Origin of the sequence: Dokdonia sp. Asnod2-E02 (assembly GCF_045063915.1) — a bacterium.
Classification (GTDB): Bacteria; Bacteroidota; Bacteroidia; order Flavobacteriales; family Flavobacteriaceae; genus Dokdonia.
Genome location: NZ_JBEFNX010000005.1, coordinates 781,897 through 797,436, shown reverse-complemented (window position 1 = coordinate 797,436; position 15,540 = coordinate 781,897). Strand labels below are relative to the sequence as shown.

16 protein-coding genes are annotated in these 15,540 nt (G+C 38.9%); 14 read left to right on the top strand and 2 right to left on the bottom strand.

Features of this window, described 5'->3' with window-relative positions; translation table 11 throughout:
* The first annotated feature begins 21 nt into the window (after window positions 1-21).
* Together ACJJVM_RS03535 and ACJJVM_RS03530 are read left to right on the top strand one after the other, a co-directional pair.
* On the top strand, window positions 22-1,227 hold the full coding sequence (locus ACJJVM_RS03535) for an NAD(P)-dependent oxidoreductase (protein WP_405210829.1): 1,206 nt from the start codon (window positions 22-24) through the stop codon (window positions 1,225-1,227).
* An 87-nt stretch (window positions 1,228-1,314) separates the two neighbouring features.
* Window positions 1,315-2,235: a TIGR01777 family oxidoreductase gene (locus ACJJVM_RS03530; RefSeq protein ID WP_405210828.1), complete on the top strand. Its 921-nt coding sequence runs from the start codon at window positions 1,315-1,317 to the stop codon at window positions 2,233-2,235.
* Between the two features lie 48 nt (window positions 2,236-2,283).
* On the opposite strand, the gene ACJJVM_RS03525 is transcribed toward ACJJVM_RS03530, so the two are convergent.
* Window positions 2,284-2,949, bottom strand: coding sequence for a YceI family protein (locus ACJJVM_RS03525; RefSeq protein WP_405210827.1), 666 nt, complete (start codon window positions 2,947-2,949; stop codon window positions 2,284-2,286).
* Between the two features lie 244 nt (window positions 2,950-3,193).
* Between ACJJVM_RS03525 and ACJJVM_RS03520 the strand changes: the two genes are divergently transcribed.
* From ACJJVM_RS03520 to ACJJVM_RS03480, 9 genes are all read left to right on the top strand, one after another.
* Window positions 3,194-3,769 (top strand): nucleotide exchange factor GrpE, encoded by a 576-nt coding sequence (locus tag ACJJVM_RS03520; protein WP_405210826.1) that lies wholly within the window; start codon window positions 3,194-3,196, stop codon window positions 3,767-3,769.
* Between the two features lie 83 nt (window positions 3,770-3,852).
* Window positions 3,853-4,980: a molecular chaperone DnaJ gene (gene dnaJ, locus ACJJVM_RS03515; protein ID WP_298352333.1), complete on the top strand. Its 1,128-nt coding sequence runs from the start codon at window positions 3,853-3,855 to the stop codon at window positions 4,978-4,980.
* A gap of 301 nt (window positions 4,981-5,281) precedes the next feature.
* Window positions 5,282-6,220, top strand: coding sequence for an ABC transporter ATP-binding protein (locus ACJJVM_RS03510; RefSeq protein WP_298352334.1), 939 nt, complete (start codon window positions 5,282-5,284; stop codon window positions 6,218-6,220).
* On the top strand, window positions 6,217-7,521 hold the full coding sequence (locus tag ACJJVM_RS03505; RefSeq protein WP_405210825.1) for an ABC transporter permease: 1,305 nt from the start codon (window positions 6,217-6,219) through the stop codon (window positions 7,519-7,521). The genes ACJJVM_RS03510 and ACJJVM_RS03505 overlap by 4 nt, the downstream gene beginning before the upstream one ends.
* Window positions 7,506-8,498 (top strand): mechanosensitive ion channel family protein, encoded by a 993-nt coding sequence (locus ACJJVM_RS03500; protein WP_405210824.1) that lies wholly within the window; start codon window positions 7,506-7,508, stop codon window positions 8,496-8,498. Before ACJJVM_RS03505 ends, ACJJVM_RS03500 begins: the two co-directional genes overlap by 16 nt.
* Window positions 8,491-9,387 (top strand): DUF6268 family outer membrane beta-barrel protein, encoded by an 897-nt coding sequence (locus ACJJVM_RS03495; RefSeq protein WP_405210823.1) that lies wholly within the window; start codon window positions 8,491-8,493, stop codon window positions 9,385-9,387. Before ACJJVM_RS03500 ends, ACJJVM_RS03495 begins: the two co-directional genes overlap by 8 nt.
* Before the next feature lie 2 nt (window positions 9,388-9,389).
* Complete coding sequence (locus ACJJVM_RS03490; RefSeq protein ID WP_299148199.1) at window positions 9,390-10,553, top strand: sigma-54 dependent transcriptional regulator; 1,164 nt, start codon at window positions 9,390-9,392, stop codon at window positions 10,551-10,553.
* Between the two features lie 8 nt (window positions 10,554-10,561).
* Window positions 10,562-11,440: a PPK2 family polyphosphate kinase gene (locus tag ACJJVM_RS03485; protein ID WP_405210822.1), complete on the top strand. Its 879-nt coding sequence runs from the start codon at window positions 10,562-10,564 to the stop codon at window positions 11,438-11,440.
* On the top strand, window positions 11,433-12,860 hold the full coding sequence (locus ACJJVM_RS03480) for a M20/M25/M40 family metallo-hydrolase (protein ID WP_405210821.1): 1,428 nt from the start codon (window positions 11,433-11,435) through the stop codon (window positions 12,858-12,860). Before ACJJVM_RS03485 ends, ACJJVM_RS03480 begins: the two co-directional genes overlap by 8 nt.
* 5 nt (window positions 12,861-12,865) lie before the next feature.
* Here the strand turns inward: ACJJVM_RS03480 and ACJJVM_RS03475 are convergent, their stop codons facing one another.
* Window positions 12,866-13,240 (bottom strand): hypothetical protein, encoded by a 375-nt coding sequence (locus tag ACJJVM_RS03475; RefSeq protein ID WP_405210820.1) that lies wholly within the window; start codon window positions 13,238-13,240, stop codon window positions 12,866-12,868.
* Window positions 13,241-13,360: 120 nt separating this feature from the next.
* Between ACJJVM_RS03475 and ACJJVM_RS03470 the strand changes: the two genes are divergently transcribed.
* Genes ACJJVM_RS03470 through ACJJVM_RS03460 form a run of 3 tightly spaced genes read left to right on the top strand, consistent with a single transcriptional unit; the run spans window position 13,361 to window position 15,540 of the window.
* Window positions 13,361-14,707: an MATE family efflux transporter gene (locus ACJJVM_RS03470; RefSeq protein WP_298352549.1), complete on the top strand. Its 1,347-nt coding sequence runs from the start codon at window positions 13,361-13,363 to the stop codon at window positions 14,705-14,707.
* 35 nt (window positions 14,708-14,742) lie between these two features.
* The gene (locus ACJJVM_RS03465; RefSeq protein WP_038600020.1) at window positions 14,743-14,973 is read left to right on the top strand and encodes a hypothetical protein; all 231 of its coding nucleotides are present in this window, start codon (window positions 14,743-14,745) and stop codon (window positions 14,971-14,973) included.
* Window positions 14,974-14,976: 3 nt separating this feature from the next.
* On the top strand, window positions 14,977-15,540 hold the full coding sequence (locus ACJJVM_RS03460; RefSeq protein ID WP_298352367.1) for a phosphatase PAP2 family protein: 564 nt from the start codon (window positions 14,977-14,979) through the stop codon (window positions 15,538-15,540).

Genomic DNA, 15,540 nt, shown 5'->3' with positions numbered 1-15,540 from the left:
TGCCAAAACTTCACACACATTATGAAATTTGCCATCATCACAGAACGTAAGAATCCACCAGACAGAAGAGTTGTTTTCTCACCAGAAAAACTAGCCGAAGCTCGAGAGCAGTTTGAAGATGCAAGTTTTGTGGTTGAGGAGTCAGACATACGCGTTTTTCCAGATATGGCATATACCATAAACGGTTTTGATGTAGAGGAAGATATTACAGATGCAGATGTAATGATAGGAGTGAAGGAAGTGCCTCTTGATGCTTTAATACCTGGTAAAAAGTATTTCTTTTTTAGTCACACCATAAAAAAGCAGCCTTATAACCGCAAGTTGCTCAAGGCTATTCTTGATAAAAATATCGAGATGTATGATCACGAGGTTATTACTAGAGCAAATGGAGCACGTCTTATAGGTTTTGGCCGTTATGCAGGACTCGTAGGCGCTTACAACGGTTTTAGATTACTTGGACAACGCGATAACCTATTTGAGCTTCCTAAAGTAGAGAACCTAGCAGATCTTAATGCCGTAAAAGCAGAACTTGATAAAATCTCAGTACCTGCCATAAAAATTTGTCTTTCTGGAAGTGGTAAAGTAGCTAGAGGCGCAAAAGAAATACTAGATCACCTTAAAATAAGAGAGGTGACAGATCAAGAATACTTAAGTCAAGAATTTACAGAGCCAGTATATTGCCTCATAGATGTACTAGAGTATAATAAAAGAACAGATGGACAGCCAGGTAGCAGAGCAGAGTTTTATAAAGATCCTTCTGGTTATGAGAGCGATTTTATGAAGTATGCAAAAGTTACAGACTACTTTATAGCCGGTCATTTTTATGGAGATGGAGCCCCTTACTTGTTTACACGAGAAGACGCAAAACACCCAGATTTCAAAATCAACCTAGTTGCAGACATATCTTGTGATATAGATGGCCCCGTGGCAAGCACCATAAGACCATCTACTATAGCTGAGCCTTTTTATGGGTACAATCCACATACAGAGAAAGAAGATAACTATAAGAATGAGAGCGTGATAGCTGTGATGGCGGTAGATAATCTTCCTTGTGAGTTACCTAAGGATGCTAGTGAAGGTTTTGGTGAATTATTTTTAGAACACGTCATTCCTGCGTTTTTTAACGGTGATAAAGATGGTATACTTGAGCGCGCTCGTATGACACAAGATGGTAAGCTTACACAACGCTATGCTTATCTTCAGGATTATGTAGATGGTAAGGAATAGTGTTAAAAATGGCATAATTTTCTTACATATGTGGATTTATACTTTGGTGCCGTTCGTATCTTTAGTTGCTGAATGCAAAATAATTAGATGAAAGTTTTAATCACAGGTGCTACGGGATTAGTGGGGACAGCCCTAACAGAATTATGTCACAATAATGGAATTGATGTTAACTATCTAACAACATCAAAAGATAAAATACAATCAAAAAATAATTACCAAGGATTTTACTGGAATACAAAAACAGACGAGATAGATGAAGCTTGTTTTGACGGCGTAGAAACTATATTTCACCTAGCTGGAGCTACAATTGCACAACGCTGGTCTGTAGAAAATAAAAAAGCAATTTTTGAAAGTCGGGTTGTTACAACTAGATTACTTTATAGTACGCTTTCGCGAAAGCGTAAAAAAGGTGAAAATATAACTGTAAAGCATTTTATTACAGCCAGTGCTGTAGGAGGGTATCCATCTTCTTTTACAAAACTATATGATGAGTCTTATCCTGAATATGCTTCTGGCTTTTTAGGTCAAGTAGTAGAGCAATGGGAGACCGCTGCGCTGGAGTTTCAAAAAATAGATGTTATGACCTCTAGAGTACGCACAGGGGTAATACTTGATAAAGAAGCAGGAGCGTTACCTAAGCTAATGAAGCCTATTTCTTATGGAGCAGGTGCGCCGTTAGGTACTGGTAAACAATGGCAATCGTGGATACATATAGATGATATGGTTGGTATATATTACCACATTTATAAAAATAAATTATCTGGCGTTTATAACGGCGTTGCACCCTCACCAGTAACCAATAAAAAGTTTACAGAAGTGGTGGCAGATGAGCTAGGTAAACCACTTATACTTCCTAAAGTACCTGCATTTGCTCTTAAACTTATGCTGGGCGATATGGCAGCGGTGGTTTTAGAAAGCCAGAAAGTAAGTTCAAATAAAATACAAGAAGACGGTTATAGGTTTAAATACAGTGATATAGATAGTGCGGTAGCAGACTTGCTTGCATAAAAAAAGCCACTCAATAGAGTGGCTTTTTAATTATATAACTTTTTGAGCTTAAGCTTTTGTAGCTTGTAGCTTTACAGTAAGCTGGATGTCATCTGAGATAAATTTATCTCCTAAGTTATCAAAAATAGATTTTGATCCATAGTTTACTCCCCAGTTTGTGCGGTCTATTGTAAATGGCTCACTTGTAAGTGTCATATTTGCTCCATCTACGCTGTAAGTTACAGGGAACTCAATGTTCTTTTTCTGATCTCTTATTGTAAGATTACCTTGCATCATTTTCTTTCCTTCTTTTTCTGTAACTCCAGTTACTTCAAAAGCTGCTGTAGGATATTTTGCCACATTAAAGAAGTGATCTTCTTTACCCTCGGCCTGTCCTTTAAGGTGTCCTTCAAGAGAAGCTTTTCCTTTTCCTTCAAGATCTGTAACAGTAATACTAGTCATATCTATTAAGAAGGTACCTGTAATTTTGTCTCCAGCCACTTTTACAACACCACTCTCGATGTTTATAGTACCCGTGTGATTTTCTGTAGGTTTGCTTCCTACCCAGTCTATGGTAGACGTACTAGTGTCTACAGTAAATTTCATTGCATCTACTACAGTTGCAACTTCTTTAGCTTCGGTAGCGTCAGTTTCATTTGTTTTGTCTCCTTTACAAGACACAGTACCTGCGATAAGAGCAACCACTGCGAGTGTATTTAAAATTTGTTTTTTCATTTTGATATTTAATTAGTGAGTTGCAAAATTAACATTTATTAGAAGTAGCTTTCTTAATTATTTCATAAATGCGTGATTTAATAAGAAGTATGCCTGTCACCAGTAAGTAGTATGCTTCATATTATTAATTTCAAAGAGTGGTACACCTGCTTATTTTGATTCTAAAAAAGCAGTGACATTTTGACATTTTATAGCAATTGGCAGTACTTTTGCCACTTCAGTAAAAAATTGATTTAAGACCATTATGGCAACAGAAGATAAAAAACAAGATACAACCGTAGACGAGGCTGCTCAAGAGCAACTTGTAAACGAGGCAGCACAAGCAAATGATACTAAAGATGCCGAAGAAGCGGCTCCTAAAGATGAGCGTACAGAGCTAGAGGTTGCTCAAGACGATCTTGCTGCCGAAAAAGATAAGTTTTTACGCCTATTTGCAGAGTTTGAAAACTACAAAAGACGCACTACAAAAGAACGTATAGAATTATATAAAACTGCCGGTCAAGAGGTAATACAAGCATTACTACCTGTGGTAGATGATTTTGATAGAGCGCTTAATGAGTTTAAAGGTGATAAGGATGACGTACACGTGAAAGGTATGACTCTTATTAGTAATAAATTTAAGGAGACCCTTAAGTCTAAAGGGCTTGAAGAAATGGAAGTAAAGGCTGGAGATGCTTTTGATGCAGACCAGCACGAGGCTATCACCCAAATTCCTGCACCTAGCAAGAAGCTAAAGGGTAAAATTGTAGATGTGATTGAAAAGGGGTATAAACTAGGTGACAAGATCATCCGGTTTCCTAAAGTAGTTACAGGGCAATAATATAAATAGTATAAGGAGAAGTGTAGGTGAGGGCTTACCATCCTTAATGATTTAAGAGTACTCAGTCTTACTGAGTTTTTATTATGAAAGAAGATTTTTACGACATATTAGGTATCTCAAAAGGAGCTACTGCAGCAGAGATTAAGAAGGCATACCGTAAGAAGGCAGTACAGTATCACCCTGATAAAAACCCAGGAGATGAGACTGCAGAGGCAAACTTTAAGAAAGCAGCAGAGGCCTATGAGGTATTAAGTGATGAGCAAAAACGTGCTCGATATGATCAGTATGGTCATCAAGCCTTTGAGGGCGGCGGCGGCTTTGGCGGCGGCGGGATGAATATGGATGATATCTTTAGCCAGTTTGGGGATATCTTTGGCGGCGCTTTTGGCGGTGGCGGAGGTGGTTTCTCTGGTTTTGGTGGTGGCTTTGGCGGTGGTCAGCGCCGTGTGAAAGGAAGTAACCTTCGTATACGAGTAAAGCTCACATTAGAAGAAATAGCAAACGGCGTAGAGAAAAAAATCAAGGTAAAACGTAAGAAGCAAGCAGCTGGTGTTTCATATAAGACTTGTACAACTTGTAATGGTGCTGGACAAGTAACCAAAATCCAGAACACTATCTTAGGTCGTATGCAAACTAGTGCACCTTGTACTACTTGTGGTGGCTCAGGACAGATGATAGACAAGCGTCCTTCTGGAGCAGATGCTCAAGGACTTACTGTAGAGGAAGAAACTGTAAGTATCAAAATACCAGCAGGAGTTGTAGATGGAATGCAACTTAAAGTGACGGGTAAAGGTAACGAGGCACCAGGTAATGGAATCGCTGGAGATCTACTTGTAGCTATAGAAGAAAAAGATCACGACTTTTTACAGAGAGAAGGAGATAATTTACACTACGACCTCTATATAAGTATAAGTGAGGCCGTACTTGGTACATCAAAAGAGATAGATACTGTAACTGGTAAAGTGCGTATCAAAATAGAAGAAGGTGTACAGAGTGGCAAGATTTTACGTTTACGAGGTAAAGGTATCCCATCTATAAATGGATATGGTAAAGGAGATTTACTTGTGCACGTAAATGTGTGGACACCTAAGATTCTTAACAAGGAGCAAAAGCAGTTTTTTGAAAAAATGGCTGCCGATGATAACTTCTCACCAAACCCAGAAACAGGTGATAAATCATTCTTTGAGAAGGTAAAAGATATGTTCTCATAACAAGACCCTTTCAAATTTTATGAAACCAAATTAATCGGGTTCATAAAAAAAAGTTATATTTGAATAACGTTAAACAATGTTTGACGTTATTTTTCTTTTTCATAGCAATTTTTTTTCCCATCCTGAGCTTACGCCTAGGGTGGGTTTTGCTTTTAAGACGTTTTGTAATTAAGTCATTGTACACTGGTGAGCGCTCTTTAATTATTCTTGCATCTACGGGTTTATAAATTTCCTAAAATATACCCAACACGCATACGTCACTCAGGTCATATCCCTATCTTAGCTTGATTAACGTCTTTATATGAATTCACTACTTGTAGCAGATACAGTTTCAAAAAAGTTTGGAGACTTTACTGCACTTAACGATGTGTCTATTACCGTGCCAGAGGGAAGTATTTTTGGGCTTTTAGGTCCTAATGGAGCTGGTAAAACGACACTTATACGCATCATTAACCAGATTACAATGCCAGATACTGGTAGTGTGACCTTAGGGGGAGAACCTTTACAGCAACATCACATACGCGATATAGGCTATATGCCAGAAGAGCGCGGTTTGTATAAATCTATGAAGGTAGGAGAGCAGGTGCTCTATCTAGCGCAGCTCAAAGGAATGTCTAAGGCAGAAGCAAAAACGAGAGCAAAGCACTGGTTTGAAAAACTTGAGATAGGTGACTGGTGGGGTAAAAAAATACAAGAACTCTCTAAGGGACAAGCCCAAAAAATACAGTTTGTGGTTACGGTAATGCACCAGCCTAAATTGCTCATTTTTGATGAGCCTTTCAGTGGTTTTGATCCTATTAATGCAAATCTTATTAAAGACGAGATTTTACAACTTAGAGATGAGGGTGCAACAGTCATTTTTAGCACACACCGTATGGAGTCTGTAGAGGAGCTATGTGATCATATTGCACTCATAAATAAATCTAACAAGATTTTGGATGGTGAGATAAACACCATAAAGAGAGCATATCAAAACAATACATTTGATATAGGGGTACAGGTGGTAGATGAGACCGCTTTCGCGAAAGCGCAACAACAACTAGCCTCTTCTTTTAAAGTTACTCCTGCACAGTTTAAGAGTTTAGGTAATGAGCATAAATTGCGAGTTGAAATGGGTGATAATGGCACGCCAAATGAACTATTAAGCACCTTACAAACATATGGACAAGTAACACACTTTGTAGAAGTGATCCCGAGTGTAAACGATATTTTTATTCAAACCGTTAGTCAGAACAAATGAGCATCCTTTCTTTAATAATAAAGCGAGAGTATATCGCACGAGTAAGAAATAAGTCATTCTTGATAATGACTTTTCTGAGTCCGCTTATTTTGGTAGGTATGATACTGCTTATCTCTTATTTAACGCAGCTCAATAGTGAAGATAAACGCACAATTGTAGTGGTTGATGAGTCTGGACAATTTGAATCTGTATTTTTTAATACAGATAAAACAAGCTATGTAAACCTTAGTGATCAAGGGCTTGATGCTGGTAAAGAAGTTGCAAAAGATGATGCTTATTATGGTCTCATTCATATCTCAAAAAACCCAGAAACTGCTACAAACCCTGTTACGTTTTACGGTAATGAGACTCCCTCTTTTGATTATATAGGAGATATAGAAGATCGTATCGAAAAGAGGATTACAGATCAAAACCTAGTTGCACAGGGCATAAATCTAACGGCGCTAGAGACTGCAAAAAGTACGATTGATATTAATATAGAAAACTTTTCTGGTGAGTCTAGCTCAAAGATGAGTAACTGGGTAAAAGCAGGTTTTGGTGGCGCGGCTGGTTATCTTCTTATGATGTTTATTATTATATATGGTAATATGGTAATGCGTTCTGTGATTGAGGAAAAGACCAATAGAATTATAGAGGTAATAATCTCTTCTGTAAAGCCTTTCCAGCTTATGATGGGTAAAATATTGGGTACAACTCTAGCAGGCATCACGCAGTTTGCTATATGGGTTTTAGTAGGTGGAGTTTTACTAGTGGTACTTACGGCATTTTTTGGGGTAGATCCATCTGCCGCCACAGCTGTAAACCCAGCTGCATCGCAAGCTCAACAAATAGCCCAAGACCCTAATATGATGATAGAATTGCTCCAAGAGGTGCAAAAATTACCTTTGCTACAGCTAGTGGGAGGTTTCTTTATCTACTTTATAGGCGGGTACTTTTTATATAGTTCTATTTATGCGGCCATAGGCGCAGCGGTAGATAATGAGACAGATACACAGCAATTTATGCTACCTATCATTATGCCACTTATGCTGGCTATATATGTAGGCTTTTTTGCTGTAATAGATAATCCTCACGGTACGGTAGCAACTGTGTTTTCTATTATACCGCTTACATCACCTATTGTGATGTTAATGCGCATACCCTTTGAAGTGCCACTATGGCAAATTATACTATCCATAACATTACTTATAGCCACCTTTGTTTTTACAGTGTGGTTTGGATCAAAAATATATCGAGTAGGAATCCTTATGTATGGAAAAAAGCCTACTTACAAAGACTTAATTAAATGGTTAAAGTACTAGCGTTTCTTCTTTATCTACAAGAAGAAACGGTAGATAAGGTAAAGGACATCATAGAGCAAGATATCTGGGGCACAATAAAAGAGTGGCTTAGTTTTGAACTTATAAGTTTAGGTAAAGAACCTAATCATATAGGCTTTACTGTAGGCCACCTTATTATGCTTATTGTTGCCTTTATACTCACAAGTATTGTTCTTAAGTGGGTACGTGTTTTAATGACACGTAGGATGGAAGGTGATGACAAGCTGAAGTTTGTAAGTGTTTTTAAATTTATAAAATACATTGCTTATATAGTAGTAGTACTCGCAACGATGAGTGCTTCTGGGATAAATATAACCGTGCTACTTACAGCCTCTGCAGCATTATTTGTAGGTCTTGGTCTTGCTCTCCAAGAAGTCTTTCAAGATGTAATAGGTGGGATTTTAATAATGGTAGATAAATCAATTTCGGCAGGTGATATTATTGAGATGGATGGTCGTGTAGGTAGAGTTTTTGAAATAAAACTACGCACCACTAGAGCTCTTACTAGAGATGATAAAGTGATTATAATACCTAATCACAAGTTTATTACAGACACGGTCTATAACTACACCCAGAACCATAAAACTACAAGAGAAAATGTAAAAGTAGGTGTTGCATACGGTAGCGATACCAGAGCCGTAGAAAAGATATTACTGGACTGTGCAACAGAGCATCCAGATATTTTAAAACATCCTAAACCTTTTGCGCTTTTTGAAAACTTTGGCGATAGCTCACTAGATTTTGGGTTGTATTTTTTTGTACGTGATAGTTTTGTAGATCCTAGAATAAAAAGTGCGCTTAGGTATGCGATAGATGACCGCTTTCGCGAAAGCGGAATTACCATCCCGTTCCCGCAGCGCGATTTACATCTTTTTAATACAGATAGACCAGTGTTTGTGCCAAAGGAGAAATCTGAGGAGAACATTTCACTTTCAAAAAATGACACTATAGATGATTAAACAAGCCAGATTTATTATTGCTTTATTATTGTTTACAGGGACAATGAGCGCACAGTTGACAGATTTGGCACGAGTAGAGTATACCTATTTCCCACAGAGTGATTCAGATAATTCTTTTAGGAGGTTTAGATCATTTATAAACGTACCTGTAAAACTTAAAGAAGATGTTTATCTCGTACCAGGTTTTGAGTACCGTAATGTAAATTTAAAGTTTGAAGATGTTACTCCTTTTAGCCGTGAGGATCTGGATAGATTTCAATCGTTTAGTTTTTCGCTAGGCTACACGCAAAAATTAAATGATAAATGGCGTTTGGGTGCAAAAATAGGCACAAGGATTACCTCAAATTTTAGTACAGAATCTTTTTCTAGTAGTGATGTAGTGCACACCGGCGCAATATATTTTATAAATGATAAGACTAAAGATGGTCTTGATAAACCGTGGAGACTTATTGTAGGTGGGAGATATGACACAGAGTCTGGTAGACCGTTTCCATTACCTTTTGTAAATTACTATCGTGAGTTTCATCCAGACTGGTCGTTTACCTTGGGTGTTCCTAAGTCTAATATAAAGCGCTATTTTGGTAAAAACAGAGAGCATATCATTCAGAGTTTTTTAAGTCTTGACGGTTTTTATGCAAACATTCAAGATAATGTAGAAGTAAATATACCAGAAGGGGAGTTTGAAACAGCAGAGAGTATCTCTATGACGGTTGCTCTTTTTGGATTAGGGTATGAATATTGCTTTACAAAACATCTAGTGTTTTATTTTTATGCTGGACACACCGTTATAAACGACATACGACTACGTGATGGAGATCGTAATGACGTTTTTACAATAAATGATAAGAACACCTTTTATGGTCGTTCTGGAATAAAATTTAAATTATAATAATGGCAAAGATTTTAATTATAGAAGATGAGGCTGCGATAAGACGCGTTCTTACCAAAATATTATCTGAAGAGAGTAAAGAGTATCAGGTAGAAGAAGCTGGAGATGGCCTAGAGGGTATAAACAAAATTAGAGAAGAAGATTATGACCTTGTGCTTTGTGATATTAAAATGCCAAAAATGGATGGTGTTGAGGTGCTAGAGGCTGCACGTAAGCTCAAGCCAGAAGTACCTATGGTAATGATCTCTGGTCACGGTGATCTTGATACAGCTGTAAACACAATGCGCCTAGGCGCTTTTGATTATATATCAAAACCACCAGACCTCAATAGATTACTTAATACTGTGCGCAACGCACTAGACCGCAAAACGCTCGTGGTAGAAAATATAAAGCTCAAAAAGAAAGTGAGCAAGAAGTACGAGATGGTAGGTGAGAGTGAAGAAATAGGGCAAATCAAAGCGATGATTGAGAAGGTGGCTCCTACAGATGCACGAGTACTTATTACAGGACCTAATGGAACAGGTAAAGAACTTGTGGCACACTGGCTACACGAAAAAAGTGAACGTTCTAAAGGACCACTTGTAGAGGTAAACTGTGCCGCAATACCATCTGAGCTTATAGAAAGCGAACTCTTTGGCCACGTAAAAGGAGCTTTTACAAGTGCAAATAAAGATCGCGCAGGAAAATTTGAAGCAGCAAATGGGGGTACCATCTTTCTTGATGAGATAGGCGATATGAGCCTATCTGCACAAGCCAAAGTACTAAGAGCACTTCAAGAAAGTAGAGTGCAGCGAGTAGGTAGTGATAAAGACATTAAAGTAGACGTGCGCGTAGTAGCAGCGACTAATAAAAACCTAAAGCAAGAAATTGCAGATGGAAATTTTAGAGAAGATTTATATCACAGGCTTGCGGTTATACTAATCAAAGTACCTGCACTTAATGACCGTCGTAACGATATTCCTATCCTTATAGCACATTTTGCAAAGAAGATCTCACAAGAGCAAGGCACCGCGCTTAAAACGTTTTCAAACAAAGCCATAGATCTTTTAAAAGCCTATGACTGGACGGGTAATATACGAGAATTACGCAACGTGGTAGAGCGTCTTATTATCTTAAGTGGGGCAGAGGTTACCGAGGGAGATGTTAAGCTATTTGCAAGTAAATAACATTTGGTATGAGTGATATGGATTACAACACATTTAAAGTAACAGCGCCCGTAAAGCTTTCAGATAAGAGCACGACGCTTTTTCAAGATCAAGAAGAAAAAGAACTAGAGAAAAAACTCAAAAAAGTACGTAAACAGCTCGGTAAACTTCAAGACACAATGTACGCACACGATAAGTATGCGGTACTCGTATGTTTGCAGGGTATGGATACCTCTGGTAAAGACAGCCTTATAAGAGAAGTCTTTAAAGACTTTAATGCTCGTGGTGTTGAGGTACAAAGCTTTAAAGTACCTACAGATCTTGAGCTGGGTCACGATTACCTGTGGCGTCATTATATCGCACTACCTCAGAGAGGAAAATTTGGTGTTCACAACCGCACACATTATGAAAATGTACTAGTCACGCGCGTACATCCCGAGTATATTCTGGGTGAAAACCTACCAGATGTCCACACGGTAGAAGATGTAAATGACGCTTTCTGGGATAAGCGCTTTGAGCAGATCAAAAACTTTGAAAAGCATCTTGTAGAAAACGGGACACTTATCTATAAGTTCTTTATGCATCTATCAAAAGATGAACAAAAAAATAGATTGCTACGTCGTCTGGAAAAAAAAGAAAAAAATTGGAAATTTTCTGCCGGCGACCTCAAAGAGCGCAAGCTATGGGATACCTATCAAACTTATTATGAAGACGCTATAAACCGCACCTCCACAGATAAGGCACCGTGGTACGTTATCCCTGCAGATAATAAACCCGCTGCTCGTCTAGCAGTTGCAAGCATTTTACTAGAGACACTCTCGCAATATGAAGATATACAAGAGCCAGAACTAGATGATAAAACAAAAGCAAATCTTTCAGCATACAAAGAACAGTTAGCAAATGAATAAAGTACTCAAAAACATCTTTACGGTTGCTTTGGTGGTGGGGGTTTCCGCTTTCGCGAAAGCGCAAAACGATTCAATCACCGTACGTAACATCTATACAGAAGCATTAACAAAAGGGCAGAGCTACCAGTGGCTTGATTACCTCTCTAATGATATAGGCTCTCGCCTAAGCGGAAGTCTAGGTGCCGAAAGAGCCGTAACCTGGACAAAAGCCGAACTTGTAAAAGCAGGCCTTGATAAAGTCTGGTTACAACCGGTAATGGTACCTAAATGGGTGCGTGGCGAGGCAGAAAGAGCACATATAGAAGGAGAAAATGCACGCATAACCTCTGTGCCTATTTGTGCACTAGGAGGATCTGTGGCAACTAAGTCTGTAGGGCTTAGAGCAAACGTAGTAGAGGTAATGGGTATAGAAGAGCTCAAAGCGCTTGGGGAGGAAAATGTAAAAGGTAAAATAGTCTTTTATAACCGCCCTATGAATGATGAGCTTATACGCACCTTTCAAGCGTATGGTGGTTGTGTAGACCAGCGATATGCAGGAGCTATGGAGGCTGCAAAGCTAGGTGCCGTGGGAGTGATAGTAAGATCTGTTACGCACAGTATAGATGATTACCCACATACGGGGTCTATGTCTTATGGAGATTTACCTGCGTCAAAACGTATACCTGCCGCTGCCATAAGTACAAAAGGGGCAAACCTTTTAAGTACATCTTTAAAGCTCAATCCAGAGTTAAAATTCTTTTACAAGATGTCTTGTAAAAATATGGGAGAAGTTGAGTCATACAATGTGATAGGTGAGATAACAGGGAGTGAGTTTCCTAATAAATATATGGTTGTAGGTGGTCATTTAGACTCTTGGGATCTAGGAGATGGCTCTCACGATGACGGTGCAGGAGTTGTACAGAGTATGGAAGTGTTACGACTTATGAAGGCAGTAGGATATAAACCTAAGCATAGCATACGTGTGGTATTATTTATGAATGAAGAAAACGGTTTACGTGGCGGTAGAAAATATGCAGAAGAAGCTAAGGCAAAAGGTGAACAACACATCTTTGCACTAGAGAGTGACTCAGGTGGGTTTACACCTAGAGGTTTCTCATTTGATACAGATGATCGCAATTATAATGAAGTACTAAGCTGGAAATCACTTTTTGAACCTTACCTCATACACGACTTTACAAGAGGAGGTAGTGGTGCAGATATTGGTCCGCTTAAAGCTACAAATGATGGTATTGTACTAGCTGGCTTACGACCAGACTCGCAACGTTATTTTGACCATCACCACGCGGCAAATGATACTTTTGATGCGGTAAATAAACGAGAACTAGAACTAGGCGCAGCAACTATGACAAGTCTTGTGTACTTAATGGATAACTATATTCAAAAACCTGCCAAATTAATACAGGCACCCATAAAGCAATAAGGGTTTTAGATAATGCCTTTTTCTTGATAAATGGCAATACCTTTATCTATCATATCACTAATGGATGCTTCTAGCGAGGCGTCCATTTTTTTTATATGAAAACAACTCTTGCCCTTAAGACATTTTTTAAGCACAGGGTCTAGGTCTGTAAAAGCCGCAACATCTGTATAAATGGGGAAGAAGTAAAGTCTGCAATCTTTGGGTTTGGGTATCACACTTGCAAAGTAATGACCATCTACTTTTTGTTTGCCTTGCATTGTGGGTATAGTTCCCGCCGCCTCAAGACCTGCGCTGTCGTCTTTTCTGAGTTGTAGCTTGTCTTCGTGTGCTTTAATAAGTGTTCTTAAAGCTAGGTCTATTTCTATAGGGTTAGTGAGCATAGGTATGATGTACTATGTGATTAATGCTTTAAGATAAGAATTTGCTATTAAACTACTCGGTCTTTGTTTATGGATGAAGTATTTTTGCGCTTTCGCGAAAGCGTAAAAAAATCCAACCCAATGCAGTTTTCAGACTACACAAAAGAATTTGGCACAAACCTTAAAATAGCATTCCCTATAATGCTGGGACAGCTGGGTCATATACTTGTAGCTCTCGCAGATAACTTGATGGTAGGGCAGCTAGGTGCCGCACAACTGGCTGCAGTAAGTCTGGGTAATAGTCTCGTTTTTATAGCACTCTCTATAGGTATAGGTTTTTCTTTTGCCATCACGCCACTTGTGGCAGAGGCAGATGGTCAAGGTAATATAGAGAAGGGGCGACTGCACTTTCACCACGGGGTGATTATGTGTGCTGTAAACGGTGTGTTGCTTTTTGTAACCTTGCTTATTGCAAAGCCGGTTTTGTATATGCTAGATCAACCGCCAGAGGTGGTAGCGCTTGCGATACCGTACCTTGAGATTGTAGCGCTGTCTATGATTCCGCTTATGATTTTTCAAGCTTTTAAGCAGTTTGCAGATGGATTGTCACAAACTAAATATGCGATGTATGCCACTATACTTGCAAATATTGTAAATGTCTTATTTAACTATGTGCTCATTTACGGGATCTGGATTTTCCCAAGGCTTGAGGTTGAGGGGGCTGCCTGGGGAACACTCATATCACGATTTTTTATGCTGGGGCTGCTCATTTTTATGCTTTCGCGAAAGCGTAAATTTAAATCTTACTTTTTCTGGGATGGTGCAAGTCACATACAGCTTAGCGAGTTTAAAACACTTATAAAATTAGGTTTTCCCACAGCTTTACAAATGCTTTTTGAAGTAGGTGTGTTTACGGCGGCTATTTTCTTATCTGGAATTCTGGGGACTAATGCCCAGGCGGCAAATCAAATTGCGCTTAACCTTGCGTCTATGACATTTATGATAGCTGTAGGGCTGGGAGTCACGGGTACCATACGTGTAGGAAACCAAAAGGGGAAAAGGGATTATCCAAACTTGAGACGTATCGCTTTTTCTATCTTTATACTTTGTTTCCTTATCGAGGCGGTCTTTGCCGTAGGTTTTATAGTGCTCAAAGACTGGTTACCTCCTTTTTATATAGATAATCCAGAGGTGATTTTTATGGCAGCACAATTACTCGTTGTCGCAGCATTGTTTCAGCTCAGTGATGGAGTACAAGTTACCATTCTAGGTGCGTTAAGAGGTTTACAAGATGTAAATATCCCTACGGTGATATGTTTTATAGCTTACTGGGTAATAGGCTTCCCGGTGATGTGGTATTTTGGAAAAGAGGCGCAAATGGGTGTTCAAGGCATCTGGGTAGGGCTACTGGTAGGGCTCACAGCATCTGCCACAATGCTATATTTTAGATTTAACTACCTTAGTAAAAAGTTGATAAGTGGGGTGTAACCGCACCATAACAAGAGATATATAAATAGATAATTATGACAGTACCAAAGTTCTTACTAGGTGATAATTCAGATTTTTCTGATCATATTTTTGTGATTCATACAGAGTTCCCTCGTTTTATAATAGACCTCACTATTGATGAGATAGAGTGGTTTGAAGAGTTTGACCGTCAAGACGAAGATGAGCTTGCCTCAGAGACCGAAAATGCTATAAAAGAAGCTACAGAGTGGTACGACGCCGAAATGGAAAAATTTGAGAACGAGTAGGTAATGGAGCAACTCGTACAATATGATCAAGAGCTTTTTTTATTCTTAAACGGTCTGGGTAGTACTACCTGGGATCAGTTCTGGCTTATTGTAACAAATAAGCTTAGCTCTATACCCTTATATGCACTCTTACTTTTCTTTATTTACAAGCAGTACGGGATGAAGGGCACACTCATTACTGTGGTATGCGTGGCATTACTCATTACTGGGGTAGACCAGCTTGCAAATGCTTTTAAGCACGGTTTTATGAGACCAAGACCGTGTAGAGTTGCCGCTTTTGAAACTACCATAAGATACATTGCAGAGCGCTGTGGTCGTTATGGATATTATTCTGCACACGCTGGTAATAGTATGGCTGTTGCCGTTTTTGCAGGTCTAGCGCTTAGGCGTAGTTATAAGAATTTGATTTTCTTTTTGCTTTTTTGGTCTGCGGTAGTGGGTTATAGTCGCATTTATGTGGGAGTACATTATCCTGGCGATGTCCTTACTGGGTGGATTATAGGAGCAGCCATAGGCTATGGTCTTTATAAATTGCAGCAGTTTTTGATTGTGAAATATGATAAGTAG

Excerpts from the sequence above, each read along its gene's own strand:
- ACJJVM_RS03525 (WP_405210827.1), bottom strand. The coding sequence starts at position 2,949 with ATGAAAAAACAAATTTTAAATACACTCGCAGTGGTTGCTCTTATCGCA.
- ACJJVM_RS03480 (WP_405210821.1), top strand. The coding sequence starts at position 11,433 with ATGAATAAAGTACTCAAAAACATCTTTACGGTTGCTTTGGTGGTGGGG.
- ACJJVM_RS03500 (WP_405210824.1), top strand. The coding sequence starts at position 7,506 with ATGGTTAAAGTACTAGCGTTTCTTCTTTATCTACAAGAAGAAACGGTA.
- ACJJVM_RS03510 (WP_298352334.1), top strand. The coding sequence starts at position 5,282 with ATGAATTCACTACTTGTAGCAGATACAGTTTCAAAAAAGTTTGGAGAC.
- ACJJVM_RS03535 (WP_405210829.1), top strand. The coding sequence starts at position 22 with ATGAAATTTGCCATCATCACAGAACGTAAGAATCCACCAGACAGAAGA.
- dnaJ (WP_298352333.1), top strand. The coding sequence starts at position 3,853 with ATGAAAGAAGATTTTTACGACATATTAGGTATCTCAAAAGGAGCTACT.
- ACJJVM_RS03485 (WP_405210822.1), top strand. The coding sequence starts at position 10,562 with ATGAGTGATATGGATTACAACACATTTAAAGTAACAGCGCCCGTAAAG.
- ACJJVM_RS03530 (WP_405210828.1), top strand. The coding sequence starts at position 1,315 with ATGAAAGTTTTAATCACAGGTGCTACGGGATTAGTGGGGACAGCCCTA.
- ACJJVM_RS03495 (WP_405210823.1), top strand. The coding sequence starts at position 8,491 with ATGATTAAACAAGCCAGATTTATTATTGCTTTATTATTGTTTACAGGG.
- ACJJVM_RS03465 (WP_038600020.1), top strand. The coding sequence starts at position 14,743 with ATGACAGTACCAAAGTTCTTACTAGGTGATAATTCAGATTTTTCTGAT.
- ACJJVM_RS03490 (WP_299148199.1), top strand. The coding sequence starts at position 9,390 with ATGGCAAAGATTTTAATTATAGAAGATGAGGCTGCGATAAGACGCGTT.
- ACJJVM_RS03505 (WP_405210825.1), top strand. The coding sequence starts at position 6,217 with ATGAGCATCCTTTCTTTAATAATAAAGCGAGAGTATATCGCACGAGTA.
- ACJJVM_RS03470 (WP_298352549.1), top strand. The coding sequence starts at position 13,361 with ATGCAGTTTTCAGACTACACAAAAGAATTTGGCACAAACCTTAAAATA.
- ACJJVM_RS03520 (WP_405210826.1), top strand. The coding sequence starts at position 3,194 with ATGGCAACAGAAGATAAAAAACAAGATACAACCGTAGACGAGGCTGCT.
- ACJJVM_RS03460 (WP_298352367.1), top strand. The coding sequence starts at position 14,977 with ATGGAGCAACTCGTACAATATGATCAAGAGCTTTTTTTATTCTTAAAC.
- ACJJVM_RS03475 (WP_405210820.1), bottom strand. The coding sequence starts at position 13,240 with ATGCTCACTAACCCTATAGAAATAGACCTAGCTTTAAGAACACTTATT.